Annotated in this window: 16 protein-coding genes; 7 read left to right on the plus strand and 9 right to left on the minus strand. The window is 71.1% G+C overall.

From position 1 onward, the window contains the following. Positions 1–6: 6 nt before the first annotated feature. The 3 genes from ACFVS8_RS14415 to ACFVS8_RS14425 form a co-directional block, all read right to left on the minus strand. On the minus strand, positions 7–1,035 hold the full coding sequence (locus ACFVS8_RS14415) for an NINE protein (protein WP_387063501.1): 1,029 nt from the start codon (positions 1,033–1,035) through the stop codon (positions 7–9). Further along, on the minus strand, positions 1,022–1,888 hold the full coding sequence (locus ACFVS8_RS14420) for a sulfite exporter TauE/SafE family protein (protein ID WP_387063504.1): 867 nt from the start codon (positions 1,886–1,888) through the stop codon (positions 1,022–1,024). The genes ACFVS8_RS14415 and ACFVS8_RS14420 overlap by 14 nt, the downstream gene beginning before the upstream one ends. Positions 1,889–1,968: 80 nt before the next feature. Next, a complete protein-coding gene (locus ACFVS8_RS14425; protein ID WP_387063507.1) occupies positions 1,969–2,514 on the minus strand; it encodes a VanZ family protein in 546 nt (181 codons plus the stop codon). A 361-nt stretch (positions 2,515–2,875) separates the two neighbouring features. Here ACFVS8_RS14425 and ACFVS8_RS14430 point away from each other — a divergent pair, with 361 nt between their 5' ends. After that, positions 2,876–3,079, plus strand: coding sequence for a cold-shock protein (locus ACFVS8_RS14430; protein ID WP_055862240.1), 204 nt, complete (start codon positions 2,876–2,878; stop codon positions 3,077–3,079). Positions 3,080–3,157: 78 nt separating this feature from the next. Here the strand turns inward: ACFVS8_RS14430 and ACFVS8_RS14435 are convergent, their stop codons facing one another. After that, the gene (locus tag ACFVS8_RS14435) at positions 3,158–5,194 is read right to left on the minus strand and encodes a PhoX family protein (protein ID WP_387063903.1); all 2,037 of its coding nucleotides are present in this window, start codon (positions 5,192–5,194) and stop codon (positions 3,158–3,160) included. A 249-nt stretch (positions 5,195–5,443) separates the two neighbouring features. After that, positions 5,444–6,310, minus strand: a complete 867-nt coding sequence (locus tag ACFVS8_RS14440) for an NAD-dependent epimerase/dehydratase family protein (RefSeq protein ID WP_387063511.1) — start codon at positions 6,308–6,310, stop codon at positions 5,444–5,446. 142 nt (positions 6,311–6,452) lie between these two features. Between ACFVS8_RS14440 and ACFVS8_RS14445 the strand changes: the two genes are divergently transcribed. Both ACFVS8_RS14445 and ACFVS8_RS14450 read left to right on the plus strand, forming a co-directional pair. Then, a complete protein-coding gene (locus ACFVS8_RS14445; protein ID WP_387063514.1) occupies positions 6,453–7,604 on the plus strand; it encodes a fatty acid desaturase family protein in 1,152 nt (383 codons plus the stop codon). Positions 7,605–7,717: 113 nt separating this feature from the next. Continuing rightward, entirely contained in the window at positions 7,718–8,119 is a 402-nt protein-coding gene (locus tag ACFVS8_RS14450; protein WP_387063517.1) for a zf-TFIIB domain-containing protein, read from the plus strand. Between the two features lie 368 nt (positions 8,120–8,487). On the opposite strand, the gene ACFVS8_RS14455 is transcribed toward ACFVS8_RS14450, so the two are convergent. From ACFVS8_RS14455 to ACFVS8_RS14465, 3 genes are all read right to left on the minus strand, one after another. After that, the gene (locus ACFVS8_RS14455) at positions 8,488–9,186 is read right to left on the minus strand and encodes a type 1 glutamine amidotransferase domain-containing protein (protein ID WP_387063520.1); all 699 of its coding nucleotides are present in this window, start codon (positions 9,184–9,186) and stop codon (positions 8,488–8,490) included. Between the two features lie 82 nt (positions 9,187–9,268). Next, positions 9,269–10,117 (minus strand): aldo/keto reductase, encoded by an 849-nt coding sequence (locus ACFVS8_RS14460; protein WP_387063523.1) that lies wholly within the window; start codon positions 10,115–10,117, stop codon positions 9,269–9,271. A gap of 37 nt (positions 10,118–10,154) precedes the next feature. Then, on the minus strand, positions 10,155–11,387 hold the full coding sequence (locus tag ACFVS8_RS14465; protein ID WP_387063526.1) for an MFS transporter: 1,233 nt from the start codon (positions 11,385–11,387) through the stop codon (positions 10,155–10,157). 184 nt (positions 11,388–11,571) lie between these two features. Between ACFVS8_RS14465 and ACFVS8_RS14470 the strand changes: the two genes are divergently transcribed. After that, a complete protein-coding gene (locus tag ACFVS8_RS14470; RefSeq protein WP_387063529.1) occupies positions 11,572–12,030 on the plus strand; it encodes a MarR family winged helix-turn-helix transcriptional regulator in 459 nt (152 codons plus the stop codon). Between the two features lie 200 nt (positions 12,031–12,230). Here ACFVS8_RS14470 and ACFVS8_RS14475 read toward each other — a convergent pair whose 3' ends face one another. Beyond that, a complete protein-coding gene (locus ACFVS8_RS14475; protein WP_387063532.1) occupies positions 12,231–12,644 on the minus strand; it encodes a VOC family protein in 414 nt (137 codons plus the stop codon). Positions 12,645–12,816: 172 nt separating this feature from the next. Here ACFVS8_RS14475 and ACFVS8_RS14480 point away from each other — a divergent pair, with 172 nt between their 5' ends. The 3 genes from ACFVS8_RS14480 to ACFVS8_RS14490 all read left to right on the plus strand — a co-directional run bounded on the left by ACFVS8_RS14480 (position 12,817) and on the right by ACFVS8_RS14490 (position 14,218). Further along, the gene (locus ACFVS8_RS14480) at positions 12,817–13,218 is read left to right on the plus strand and encodes an ArsR/SmtB family transcription factor (RefSeq protein ID WP_387063535.1); all 402 of its coding nucleotides are present in this window, start codon (positions 12,817–12,819) and stop codon (positions 13,216–13,218) included. Beyond that, on the plus strand, positions 13,215–13,691 hold the full coding sequence (locus tag ACFVS8_RS14485; RefSeq protein ID WP_387063538.1) for an SRPBCC family protein: 477 nt from the start codon (positions 13,215–13,217) through the stop codon (positions 13,689–13,691). Before ACFVS8_RS14480 ends, ACFVS8_RS14485 begins: the two co-directional genes overlap by 4 nt. Before the next feature lie 86 nt (positions 13,692–13,777). Beyond that, positions 13,778–14,218, plus strand: coding sequence for a VOC family protein (locus ACFVS8_RS14490; RefSeq protein ID WP_387063541.1), 441 nt, complete (start codon positions 13,778–13,780; stop codon positions 14,216–14,218). The last annotated feature ends 117 nt before the right edge of the window (positions 14,219–14,335 follow it).

Here is a 14,335-nt window from a genome sequence, read left to right on the forward strand (position 1 = left end):
TGCAGACTAGGGCAGGCCGCCGACGACGTCGGGCGAACCGGCACCGCCGACCACTGCCCCGCCCACGATGGCCCCGCCGATCGATGCGGCGAGGTCGGCGGCGACCAGGCTCGCGGCGATGCCCGTGCACACGCCGAGCGCGATGACCGCGGTCGAGACGATCCATGCGAGGCGACGGAGCGCATCCGATCCGGCGAGCGGGTTGCCGTCGCGGTCGCGCTGCACGCCGGTGAGCACGAGCACGAGGTCGACGAGGCTCCAGACGCCGAGCCCGCCTGCCGTGAGCAGTTTCGCGACCGCCGTTCCGGTCTTGCCGAGGGCGAAGCGGTCGACCCCCAGCGACCCGAGGAACAGCGCGAACAGCCAGATCAGCACGAACGATCGGCCGGCGGGCGCGTAGGCCTGCTCCACCGAGATATGCGGTGCGGATGCCGCGGGCGAGCCCTTCGGCGGCAGCGGAACGGTCGTGTGCTCGCTCGGCGAGGCCGCGTCGTGCACGAAGGCCGGGGCGGTCGTCGACACCGGCGCACCGACGATCGATGGCGCAGCGGAGAACACCGGGATGGTCGACTCCGTCGGAAGCGCGGGAACGGTCGACGCCACTTCGCGCGGCGCGAACACCGGAGCGGACCGCGGCGCGAACGCCGGCACGCGGGTGCCGTCGGGCTCGACTCCGCGCAGGGTCGCCGTCGGCACCGAGGGCCGCCGGGCACCCGGCGCGCCGCCCCGCAGCGCGATCACGCCTCTCGAGACGGTCTGCGTGGCAGCGTCGATGGCAGTGGCATCGGTCGCGGGCCGGGCAACGCTGTCGCCGGGCACCGCCGCGGTGACCGCGGCCGCCGTGGCCGCGGTCGCACCTGCGCCGGCGGCGACGCTCGTCGCTGCACCCGCTTCGCCGTCGCGCACGTGGTCGTCGGGGCGTTCGCGGGGCACGGTGTGCGGCGTCCACGATGCGCCGTCCCAGTAGCGCTGCGCCGCGGCATCCCGTTCGTCGTCGTACCAACCGGCGGCGCGGCCGCTCTCAGTCGCGCGCACCGTCGGACTCCGGCGACGATGCTGCGGCGCGCTCGCGTCGCTGCGCGCGCACGGCGCGCACGGCGAGCTGCACGGTGGCGACCAGGATGAACGCGGCGAACAGCCGCGCCGACCATTCGGGCGAGAGCAGGAACGCGAGGGCGACGCCCGCGAACGACGCGGCGGTGGCCGCGACGCCGACGACGAGCGCCTCGCGCAGGTCGACCAGCCCGGCCCTGGCGTTCGACACGGTGCCGCTGATCGCGGTGGGGATCATGACCGCGAGCGAGGTGCCCTTGGCCAGCAGGTCGCCCATGCCGAAGAACGCGATGAAGGCCGGGACCATGATCGTGCCGCCGCCGATGCCGAACAGGCCCGACGCGATGCCGACGACGATGCCGATCGCGAAGAGCGCGAGCAGCGGCAGCACCGCGAACTCGACGTGGCCGCCGCTGCGCTCGGGCACCACGAGCAGCATGCGCAGGGCGACGCCGACGAGCAGCGCGATGAACATCCACCGCAGCCAGGTGATGGGAAGCCGCCGCAGCAGCCAGGCGCCGAACCACGAGCCGATGATGCCGCCGATCGCCATGAACAGGGCGGCGACGAGGTCGACCTGCCCGTTGGCGAGGTACGTGATCGAGCCGGCGATCGACGCCGGCACGATCGCCGCGAGCGAGGTGGCCGTGGCGCGGCGCTGATCCATGCCGGCCGCGACGATGAGCAGCGGCACCATCAGGATGCCGCCGCCGACGCCGAACGCGCCCGAGAGGAGCCCGCCGGCGGCTCCGACCAGCGCGAGCGCCAGGTAGCGTCGGGCGGGCTCGGGCGAGCGCGTGCCGGTGGGCGCGTCGGGCGGGGTGGGCGTGGGCACCAGCCCACTGTAGTCGGCGGTCGGCCGGAGTCGGCGGTCGACCCGGGCGTGATCGGAGGTCGGCCCCGGCGTGATCGGCGTCAGGCCGCGCGATCGCCCGAGCCGACGAGCTCGTCGAACGGGACCTTCGACGTCGGTCGAGCGGATGCCGCGGGCGCGCCGGCCGCACCGCCCGCAACGGCCTGCGATCCGGTGGCCAGCGGTGCCGACGCGACGGCGACGGAGCGGCGGACGCCGCGAGCGGCCATGACGAGCACGACGCCGAGACTCGTGCCGAGCGTGTTCAAGACCAGGTCGCGGGGGTCGGAGACCCGGTCGGGCAGCACGAGCTGCACCAGTTCGATGAAGGTCGTGAGGGCGAACCCGATGACGAGGGCGAGCGGCCAGCGGCGGCGGTGCAGGAGCAGCGCGGCCAGGACGCCGACGGGCACGAACATCGCCACGTTGAACGCGATCTCGCTGAAGTACCCGGTCGACCACGTCATCGGCGACGTCCACGCGTCGGGATTCAGGATGCCGCCCTCGAACTCGTGCCCGCTCGTGCGCCACGGCGCAGGGCCGATCGTCAGCCAGAGCAGCCCGATCGTCAGGGCAGCAGCGGCGAATCGCAGGGGGCGGCGGTTCATGCCACGATTCTCCACCAGTTCGGGCGGTTCCCCGCGCCATCCGGAGCATGTTCCCAGAAGCCGCTCGGTGCATGTCCGGTTACCGCGTATATCACGAAGTGGTCTCGCGCTCTGTACTCTCGGGGAGAACCCGGTAGGCTGAACCCACGATTCCTCCAATCAAGCGGGCACTCGCCCGTGATTTGAACTGATTGCCCGGAGGCGGATCCTTCCGCGTGGCATGACCCGATTAGAGCCGACGGGCGCCTGGTGCACCCGTCACTCGCCCCAAACTTCGACGGCACCGAGTCGTCGGGGTCGCGATCGATCGACGATCGCATCGGGTCCGCAGGTGCGGCCCGCAAGACAGAAGGACAGCAGTATGGCAACCGGAACCGTCAAGTGGTTCAACGCCGAAAAGGGCTTCGGCTTCATCGCTCCCGACGACGGCTCGGCCGACGTCTTCGCGCACTTCAGCGCCATCACGGGCAACGGCTACCGTTCGCTCGACGAGGGCCAGAAGGTCGAGTTCGAGGTCGCTCAGGGCCCCAAGGGCCTGCAGGCGGAGAACATCCGCGGTCTCTGACCCGCGACGTTCGCTCACGAACGCCGCCGCCCCGCTCAGCGGGACGGCGGCGTTCGTCGTTTCCGGCTGTGATCGGGGCTAGCCCTTCCAGACCTGCACGACCGCGGGGCGCGGGCCGCCCCAAGCGCCGTTCGCGACCGTGCCCGGTGCGACGTAGTCGGGGAACATCGAGTGCTGCGCCGTCCACGTGCCGTTCTCGCCCGGGTGCTGCACGGCGACGTAGACCATGCTCTGCTGGTCGCGGATCACAGGGCCGCAGGTCTCGGCCTCGGCGGGCACCGAGAGGAACTGCTGCACGCGCCCGCGTTCGGCGCCCTCGAGCGGCACCTTGAACAGGCCGTCGCCGTACGCGATGGTGCTCGGCGCGCCATCCGTCGAGATCCAGAGGTTGCCCTCGGAGTCGAACGCGACGTTGTCGGGGCACGAGATCGGCGACACCTTCGACACCGGGAAGCCCGCGAAGTAGGTGTTCGGGTTCGTCGCGGGGTCTCCGCAGAGCAGCAGGATGCTCCATCCGAACGTCGTCGCGGTCGCGTCGTTGCCCGACTCGGTGATCTCGATGACGTGCCCGTCGCGGTTGACGTTGCGCGGGTTCACCTCGGTCGCGGTCTCGTTGGCTCCGGTGCCGCGCGAGGTGTTGTTCGTGCAGGCCACGTAGATGCGTCCGGTCTTCGGGTTCGGCTCGACGTCCTCGCAGCGATCCATCTTGGTGGCGCCCACTGCGTCTGCCGCGAGGCGGGTGTTGACGAGCACCTCGGCGGTCGTGAACCCCGCGACCTGGCTCACGCCGTCGAGCACGAGCGGCACCCAGGTGCCGGTGCCGTCGAACGCGCCGTCGGAGGGCAGCGCTCCGGTGCCGGTGATCTCGGCCGTGGGGGAGTCGCCGCTGAACTTCGCGACGTAGAGGTCGCCTGCGGTGAGCAGCGTCTTGTTGTGCTTGCGCGCACCCCCGCCGATGCCCTTCTTGAACTTGTCCCTCGACACGAACTTGTAGAGGTAGTCGAAGCGCTCGTCGTCGCCCATGTACGCGGCGACGTGCCCCGTGCGGCCGACGATCACGTTGGCGCCCTCGTGCTTGAACCGGCCGAGTGCGGTGTGCTTCACGGGAGGGTCGTTCGGGGCGAGCGGGTCGACCTCGACGATCCAGCCGAAGCGGTTGGGCTCGTTGCGGTGGCCGGGGTTCGCCACGGCGTCGAAGCGAGGGTCGACGTTGCGCCAGCCGCGGCTGTCGCCGCTGCCGCCGAGGCCGTAGCGCTTCTCGGCGGGCGTGGTGCCGGGGCTCACGAAGTACTGGTTGAAGTTCTCCTCGCCCGAGAGCACCGTGCCCCACGGCGTGGTGCCGCCTGCGCAGTTGCCGAGCGTGCCGAGCGCCGTGGTGCCGGTCGGGTCGTCCTGGGTCTGCAGCAGCTCGTGCCCGGCGGCCGGGCCCGAGAACGTGAAGGGCGTGTGCGCCGTGATGCGACGGTTGAGCGGGGCACCGACGAGGACCTTCCACGGGCCGCTGCGGCGGGTGCGGTAGAGCTGCACGACGGCCATGCCGTGCGCGGCCTGGCCGATGCGGCGCAGCTCGTTCAGCGTCTCGGCGTCGGCGGCGGGCGGGAACATGATGTTCTCGTTCGTGTACTCCTGATTGGCCACGAGCACGGCCGTGAGCCCGAGCGGGCCCTCGATGATGTCGAGGTAGTCGTTGTTGTAGCCGAACTGGCGCGCCTGGAGTGCGGCGGTCTGGGCGTTCGGGTCGAACCGGTCGTTCTTCGAGAACAGCGGGTCGCCCCAGCGGATGATCGGCGCCCACTTGTAGCCGGCCGGCACCGTGAACGCGTCGACGGATGCCACGACGGGCGCGATGGGCCTGAACGGCATCGTGCGCCCGATCCTCGCCCCGGTGGTGGCGGCCGACGCGGACGGCGCCTCGCCGCCGACCGCCGTGCCGATCACGATCGCGGCGGCCGCGGCGACGCCGCCGCCGAGCAGCGCACGACGGCTGAGCCCCGCGCTCGCGATGTCGCGGAAGGTCTCGTTCGAGCTGGTGTTCGGCACGGGGTGGAAGCAGGCGTCGCCGCACTTGAGGTGGCAGGTCACGGCGCTGCGCTTGCCGAGGGTGTGCCCGTCCATGGGCAGCAGCGACAGCAGCGGTCGGTCGTTCGGCGAGACGCGGCCCTCGCGGCTGCTCGTCGGCTCGTGGAGCAGGGTCATCTTCGAGTCCTCTCGTCGGCGTGCGACGCGGATCCGCGCGCACGGCCACGATGGCAGCGACCCGGTTCACCCGGCCTGCCGGAGGATGTCCGTACGGTGAACCTCTGCTGAACGCCCGGTCGAGCGCGGCAGGGTGTCGCCGGGCCTCGGCCCGGCGGTGGGGTCGGCTCAGCGGCCGCCCGCGGCATCCGCTCCGGCATGGTCCCGCCAGGAGTGCCGGGGGTTGAAGCCGAGCAGGCGCCGAGCCTTGTCGATGGAGAGCAGCGTGTCGTTGACGCCGAGGTCGCCGCGCACCTCGACGTCGGGGAACACCTCGGCGACGAGTTCGGCGTTCGGCCGCGACATCACGGTGTCGGCGGCCGCGATGACGAACCGGTCGAAGCCCGGGCGGTTCGCGACGAGGGCACGGCTGACGGCCTGGGCGCCGTCGCGCGCGTCGATGTAGCCCCAGAGGTTCCACTTGCGCAGGGTCGCATCGGCGTCGAACGCCGGGAAGGCGGCGTAGTCGTCGGGGTCCATCACGTTCGAGAAGCGCAGCGCGGTGATGGAGAGCTCGGGGTTCCAGCGCACGAGCTCGATCGCCATCGTCTCTTCGAGGTGCTTCACGAGGGAGTACGTCGACTCCGGACGCGCCGGGTACTCCTCGTCGACGGGGATGTACGGCGGCGGCACGTCGAACGGCAGTCCGAGCACGGTCTCGCTCGAGGCGGTCACGATGCGCATGATTCCGAGCCGTTTCGCGGCCTGCAGCACGTTGAACGTCGCCAGCATGTTGTTGCGGAACGTCGCGGCGTCGCTCGCCAGGCCGGGTGCGGGGATGGCGGCGAGGTGCACGATCGCGTCGGCGCCCGCGTGCACGTCGTCGACGCCGGCGATCGCGTCGACGACCTGCCCGTAGTCGGTCAGGTCGACGCGCACGAGCGTGCCGCGCTCGCCCCGCTGGTCGAGGTTCACGACGTCGTGCCCCTCACCGCGAAGGGTCGAGACGACCGTTCGACCGAGCTTTCCGGAACCGCCGGTGACGATGATGCGCATCTGCCCAGTCTCGCAGCCGGGCCGCGCGACCGCACCTCGCCCGCCCGTTCGGGGCGATGCATTCCCAGACCGGAATACGTCGGCCGTCAACTCCCAGCCCGTTCACATGCGCAGACCATAGCGTTCCACGCATCTGCAACGGGTGCTCGCCCGTGACCCGCGGCTGGGAAGTCGACGACCAGCTGGGACCCTCACCATCTCTCACACCGACACCCTCGGTGCGATCCGGGCCACCAAGCCCCGCCGCGCCGACGCCATCGACCCGACCCGCAACTTCACCGCCCTCTCCCGTGTCGTGCGCGAGTCCGGGCTCCTGACCCGAACCCGATGGTTCTACGCCGCCCTCGTTACCGCGCTGGCGCTCGCGCTCGGCGGGGTCGTCACGGGCTTCATCCTGCTCGGCGACTCGTGGTTCCAGCTGCTCATGGCCGGCGCGCTCGGGCTGATCCTCACGCAGTTCGCCTTCCTCGCGCACGAGGCGTCGCACCGTCAGGTGCTCGAGTCGGGGCCGGCGAACGACCGCGTGGGCCGCATCCTCGCGGCCGGCGTCGTGGGCATCAGCTACTCGTGGTGGATGTCGAAGCACACGCGGCATCACGCCAACCCGAACAAGCTCGGCAAGGACCCCGACATCGAGTGGGACACCATCTCGTTCACCGAGGCCGACGCCGCGAAGCAGAAGGGGCTGCTTGCCGCGATCACGCGCAAGCAGGGCTGGCTGTTCTTCCCGCTGCTCACGCTCGAGGGCCTCAACCTGCACTGGCGCTCGATCTCGACGCTGTTCGAGCGCCGCCCCGTCAAGGGCCGCTGGATCGAGCTGAGTCTCATCGCCGTGCACTTCGCGGTCTACTTCGGCGCGCTCTTCTGGGTGCTCCCCCTCGGCATGGCCTTCGCGTTCATCGGCGTGCAGATGGCCGTGTTCGGCGTCTACATGGGCGCCTCGTTCGCGCCGAACCACAAGGGCATGGCCATCATCCCCGCCGATGCGAAGCTCGACTTCTTCTCGAAGCAGGTCCTCACCTCCCGCAACATCTCGGGCGGTCTGTGGGCCAGCGCGCTCTTCGGCGGGCTCAACTACCAGGTCGAGCACCACCTGTTCCCGAACATGCCGCGCCCGCATCTCGCCAAGGCCCGTGAGATCGTGCGCGAGCACTGCGCGACGCTCGGCGTGCCGTACACCGAGACGACGCTCGTGCAGTCGTACGGCATCGTCATCCGGTACCTGAACCGCGTCGGCCTCGCCGCTCGCGATCCGTTCGACTGCCCGATGGTCGACCGGTTCCGCCGGGCCTGACGTCCGGCGAACGGGCGGCCGCGTCCAACCGACCGACCGGGATTGGGCGACTTCCGAGCTTCGCTGCCTAGGCTCGCCCTGACACCAGTGCCGACCCCGACCGAGGAGTCCCCATGCAGTGCCCCAATGACGGAGCCGTGCTCGTGATGAGCGAGCGCAGCGGCATCGAGATCGACTACTGCCCGACCTGCCGCGGCGTGTGGCTCGACCGCGGAGAGCTCGACAAGATCATCGAGCGCGCGGCGAGCGAGTTCGGGCGGCCCGCCGCCCAGGCGCTGGCCGCACCCGCCGCCCCGACCACGCCGCCTGTTGCTCAGCCGCCCGCTGCTCAGCCGCCCGCCGCCCAGCCGCAGCCGGGCTACCAGTACGGCCAGCAGTCCTACGACACCCGCCGCGACGGTCGGGGGTACGACGACCGCGGATACGACAATCGCGGATACGACAATCGCGGCTACGGCGACCAGGGCTATCGCAAGAAGAAGAAGGACAACTGGCTCTCCGACCTCTTCGACTGAGCGACGGTCGGCTTCAGTCGATCAGATGAACGGATGCCGCGGCGCGGCGCACCTCGAGGTGCATCGCGTCGCGGCATCCGTGTTTCGGAGGGGGCTGCGGTCGGAGCGTCAGTCACGTCAGGCCTTCGCACGCTGCTCAGGCCGCGACTCGCGCGTTCGGCCTGATCAGCGCGCGAACGCCTGAGCCGCATGCGTCGGCCCGAGCAGGGCGGGTCGGCCCAGTGCGGCTCGGGCCCGGAGCCGCGCGAACGCCTGAGCCGCATGCGTCAGCCTGAGCAGTGCGGGTCGGAGCAGTGCAGCTCGGGCCTGGAACCGCGCAGGCGGTCTGAGTCGCGTGCGTCGGCCCGATGCGCGTGCGTGCGCCGGGGTCAGGCGAGCGCGGCGAGCACGCGGGCCGCGACCGAGGCACTCGACTGCGGGTTCTGCCCGGTGATGAGGTTGCCGTCGACGACCACGTGGTCGCTCCACGGTGCAGCCGAGTCGATGACGGCCCCGCGTTCGCGCAGGCGCGACTCGACCCACCACGGGGTGTTCGCCCCGGTGCCGCCGGTGCGCTCCTCCTCGTCGGTGAAGACCGTGAGGCGGCGGCCAGCGAACGCGAACGATCCGTCGGGCAGGCTCGCCGAGAGCAGGGCGGCCGGACCGTGGCAGAACGGGGCGATGACCGTGCCCGCGGTGTTGGCGTCGACCAGCACGCGCCCGACGACGGGGTCGAACGCGAGGTCGCTCATGGGGCCGTGGCCTCCGGGCAGCACGACGGCGGCGTAGTCGGCCGCGTCGACGTCGGCGATCGCGGCGGGCGACGCGAGTTCGGCCGCGATCCCGTCGAGGTACTCGGCGAATGCTCGGGCGCGCTCCTCGCCCCCGGTCTGCGACGGGTCGAGGCTCCCGGGGTCGACCGGCGCGGGCTGTCCGCCGGGCGTCGCGATCGTGACCGCGTGGCCCGCGCCGACGAGGTCGCGGTGCGCGGTCACGAGCTCTTCGGCCCAGAACCCGGTGGGGTGCTCGGTGCCGTCGTGCATGGTGAGGCTCGAGGCGGCGGTGACGATCATCAGGATGTCGCTCATGTGTCTTCCGTTTCGTGGTGGTTCGTGGTGTTCGCGGGCTCGGACTCGGGCGCGGACTCGTGCGGGGCCGCGCCGGGCGTGCTCAGGCCGCGTGGAACTCGGCCGGGTGGGGGCCCGTGCGCCCGTCGCGGGCGTCGAGCGCGTCGATCGCGGCGAGCTCGTCGGCGCTCAGCTCGAAGCCGAACACGTCGAAGTTCTCGGCGATGCGTGCGGGCGTGACCGACTTCGGGATGACGATGCGGCCCTGCTGCAGGTGCCAGCGCAGCACGACCTGGGCGGGAGTGCGGCTGTGGCGGGCGGCGATCTCGACGACGGATGCCTCGCCGAGCACGGCGCCCTGTGCGAGCGGGCTCCACGCCTCGGTCGCGATGCCGTGGCGCGTGTCGGCGACGAGCGCGTCGCGGTTCGCGAACGCCGGATGCAGCTCGACCTGGTTCACGGCGGGTACGACGTCGCTCGCGGCGATGAGGCGCTCGAGGTGCTCGGGCTCGAAGTTCGAGACGCCGATGGCGCGGGTGCGGCCGTCGGCGAGCAGGCGCTCGAGCGCGCGCCACGTGTCGAGGTACCGACCGCGATCGGGGGTCGGCCAGTGGATGAGGTAGAGGTCGAGCTGCTCGAGACCGAGCTTCGCGGCGCTCGCGTCGAACGCGCGCAGCGTCTCGTCGTACCCCTGGTCGGAGTTCCAGACCTTGGTCGTGATGAAGAGCTCGTCGCGGGGGAGGCCCGACTCGGCGAGGGCGCGGCCGACGCCGGCCTCGTTGCCGTATACGGCGGCGGTGTCGATGCTGCGGTAGCCGACCTCGAGCGCGGTGCGCACGGCCGCCGCGGTCTCGTCGTCGGGCACCTGGAAGACGCCGAAGCCGAGCTGCGGCATCCGCACGCCGTTGTTCAGGGTGATGGTGGGCACGGTGGTCGTGGGAGCGGTGGTCATCAGGGTCCTTTCGGGATGAGGTCGAGCTGGGGGTGGTTCAGGCGGCGGATGCCGCGACGGAGCCGGTGGCGGTCGTGACGCGCGCTGCGGCATCCGCTCGCTCGACGTGCGGTGCACCGGCGCGAGCCGTGGCCCACGCGACGACCATGACGACGAGCGCGGCGGCCGTGATGATCGCGCCCACCCAGATGGGCGAGGTGTAGCCGAACCCGGCCGAGATCGCGAGGCCGCCCGCGAACGCGCCGAGCGCGTTGCCGACGTTGAAGGCGGCGATGTTCGCGCCGGAGGCGAGCGTCGGAGCCTGGTCGGCGTAGCGCATGACCCGGCTCTGCAGGGCCGGAACGGTGCCGAAGCCGAATCCGCCCATGAGCACGAGCAGCACGATGACGGCGACGGGGGAGGCCGCGAGCCAGCCGAGCAGGGCGAGCACGACGACGAGCGTGCCGATGAAGCCGAGCAGGGTGCCGTCGATCGAGCGGTCGGCGAGCCTGCCGCCGATCCAGTTGCCGACGACGAGTCCGGCGCCGAAGAGCACGAGCAGCCATGGCACGTCGGTCGCGGCGAACCCGCTGACCTCGGTGAGCGTGTAGGCGATGTAGGTGAACGCGCCGAACATGCCGCCGAAGCCGAGCACGGTCACGGTCAGCGAGAGCCAGACCTGCCCGGAGCGGAACGCGCCGAGCTCGCGGCGGAGGCTCGGCGCGGGCTCCTCGGCACCTGCGGCGCGGGTGCCCGGCACGAGCACGGCGATGCCGACGAGGGCGACGACGCCGATCGCCGAGATGACCCAGAACGTCGAGCGCCAGCCGTACTGCTGCCCGAGGAAGGTGCCGAACGGCACGCCGAGCACGTTCGCGGCGGTGAGGCCGGTGAACATGATCGCGATGGCGCCGGCGCGCTTGGCGGGGGCGACGAGGTCGGCGGCGAGCACCGCGCCGATGCCGAAGAAGGCGCCGTGGCAGAGTGCGGCGACGATGCGCCCGGCGAGCATGGCCTCGTACGTCGGTGCGAGCGCGGAGATCGCGTTGCCCGCGATGAAGAGTCCGAGCAGGCCCATGAGCACGGGCTTGCGGGGGAGTCGGGTGACGGCGGCGGTCAGGCCGATCGCTCCGACGGCGACGGCGAGCGCGTAGCCCGAGATGAACCAGCCGGCGGCGGCCTCGGTGACGCCGTAGTCGGCGGCGAGGTCGGGCAGCAGGCCCATGATGACGAATTCGGTGAGGCCGATGCCGAACGCCCCGATCGCGAGGGCGAGCAGTCCGAGTGGCATGCGAGGTTCTCCTGTACACTGGGAAAGTAATTGCAAGCGCCGACTATTGCGAACGCAGAGTCAATAGTTGCACACGCAATTACCTAGCGCAAGCAACTACTTTTCCGGCGCGCGCCGTCTGGGTCGATTCGGCCCGTCGGTGCAAGCCGGAGACGAGGCCGAGACCGCGAGATCAGGAGACGACATGGGCATCGCCGACGACGCCGTCGAGGTGCGCGCGCACGGCTGGCGCACGCTCGCCGCGCTGCACGGCCTCATCGAGAGCGAGCTCGAGCGCGCGCTCTCGGCATCCGTCGACCTCTCGGTCGTCGAGTACACCGTGCTCGACGCGCTGAGTCGCCAAGACGGCTGGCACATGCGCATGCAGCAGCTCGCGCGTGCGACCGCGCTCAGCCCGAGTGCGACCACGCGACTCGTGAACCGGCTCGAGGACCGGGCGCTGCTGACGCGCGTGCTCTGCGCCGACGATCGCCGTGGCATCTATACCGAGCTCACGCACGCCGGCCGCGCGCTCTACGACCTGGCGCGGCCGATCCACGACGAGACGCTCGAGCGCGTGCTCGCCGACGCGCAGGCGCAGCCCGAGCTCGCGCCAGTGGTCGAAGCGCTGCACGCGGTGGCGCTCCCGGTCGCCGCGGGCTGACGCCTGCGGCCGCGCGGCTGCGGCACGCGGCATCCGCTCGCCCGTCGTGCTCGCTCGCCCGGCATCCGCTCGCCCGTTGTTCAGGCATTCGCACGCGCATCAGGACGTTGTCGGCGAATCCTGCCTGACGCGCGCGCGAACGCCTGACCGGCCGGCGGGCACGGGCCGACCGGCGGGCACGGCCCGCGGCGGCGACGAACCTACGCGGCGGCGCCCGAGATGTTGACGAGCCAGCTCGCGCCGAAGCGGTCGACGAGCATGCCGAACGCGTCGCCCCACGGTGCGACCTCGAGCGCCTGCACCACCGTGGCGCCCTCGGAGAGGCCGTCCCAGTACCCGCGGATCGTCGCTTCGTCGTCGCCCGAGATCGACACCGAGACGCCCGCGATGCCGTGGTAGTCCATGTGCGAGGGCACGTCGGCGGCCATGATCGTCAGGCCGGGGCCGTCGATCTGGCCGTGCATGACGAGGTCGGCCTCGGCCGGATCCTGCGAGGCCTGGTAGTCGGCGAACGTGCTGATGTTCAGCGTGCCGCCGAAGATCGACTGGTAGAACTCGAGCGCCTCTCGGGCGGTGCCGCGGAAGTTCAGGTAGGGGTTCAGCGTGACGGGCATGGCGTTCTCCTGATCGTCGTCGGTCGTGGCGCGTGCACCGTCGATTCTGCTCCCGATCGCGCAGCGACGCGAGGAATTCTCGGCAATCGCGGGTGAACGCTTGACGCTTGTCTCGCGACGTCGTAACGTAATCAATCAAGAAGTTGATCAATGAATTGGTTGGGTAAGCGGGATGATCTTCGATCCGAGTGCCGATGAGCGGCTCGACCGCGCATTCATGGCGCTGGCCGACCCGGTCCGTCGCGGCATCATCGCGCGGCTCAGCCGCGGCTCGGCCACGGTCAACGAACTCGCCGAACCCTTCCAGATCACCAAGCAGGCCGTCTCCAAGCACATCCAGGTGCTCGAGGCGGCGGGGCTCGTCACGCGAACCCGCGACGCGCAACGCCGCCCCGTGCACCTGGCCCCGGCCCAGCTCGAGGCCCTCACCGCGTGGATCGACCGATACCGGCTGATCCACGAGCAGCAGTTCCGTTCGCTCGATGCGCTGCTCGCCACCGAACGCGGCAACGATGCCGCACCGACCGAGCCCGGCCCCGACGCCGGCTCACCACGCAAGGCACAGGAATCATGACCACCAACCCCGTCACCATCACCGCCCCCGAAGGGCTTCCGTTCATCGACGTCGTCCGCGAGTTCGACGCGCCGGTCTCCGCCCTGTTCGAGGCGCACCGCGACCCCGAACTCGTGAAGCGCTGGCTCGGCCCGAACGGGTACGACATGCAGGTCGAACGCTGGGACTTCGTGCCCCAGGGCGGCTACCGCTACCTGCACGTCGACCCCTCGGGCGAGGCCTACGCGTTCAACGGCACCTTCCACACGGTGCGCGAGAACGAGTTCGCCATCCAGACCTTCGAGTACGAGGGCTTCGCCGACGTCGTCGCCATCGAGTCGATGACCTTCGAAGACCTCGGCGACGGGCGCACGCGCCTGCGCATCCACTCGACCTACCCCAGCGTCGAGGCCCGCGACGGCATGATCGCCTCGAACATGGAGCAGGGGCTCACCGAGGGCTACCAGCGCCTCGACGGGCTGCTCGCAGCCTGAACGCGACGGATGCCGCGGCGCCCGCCCGTGGCATCCGTCACCCACCGCGACTCCGCCGAGTCGCGTACAGAAGCAAGGAGCGCATCATGGACTGGACCCTCGAAGTCGTCATCGTGCCCGTCGCCGACCTCGCGCGATCGATCGCCTTCTACCGCGACCAGGTCGGGTTCGACCTCGACCACGAGACCACCAACGAGCACATGCACGTCGCGCAGCTGACCCCGCGCGGCTCGGGATGCTCGATCGTCATCGGCAACCTGCCGTCGCAGAACGAGATGGCGCCGGGCTCGCTGCACGGCATCCAACTCGTCGTCGCCGATGCCGAGGCTGCACGAGCCGAGCTGCTCGAACGCGGCGTCGACGCCGGCGAGATCATGGTGTTCAGCGAGCAGGACGGCGGAACCTTCTTCGGGTTCGCCGACCCCGACGGTAACACCTGGGCCGTGCAGCAGATCAAGGCCAGGGCCGATCGCCCGCTCATCCCGGTCGAGGCGCGCGGCCGGTTCGGCGCCGACCAGACCGTCTGAACGGCGCGCCGCCCACGTCGAACGAGCGGATGCCGCGGCGCGAGCCCTCCGCATGAGGGCCGCCCGCGGCATCCGCTCGTTGCCGTCGGCGCGTCACTGTCGGCCCTCGGCCCCGCC

This window comes from Agromyces sp. NPDC058110 (assembly GCF_042884735.1).
In the GTDB taxonomy this organism is placed as follows: domain Bacteria; phylum Actinomycetota; class Actinomycetes; order Actinomycetales; family Microbacteriaceae; genus Agromyces.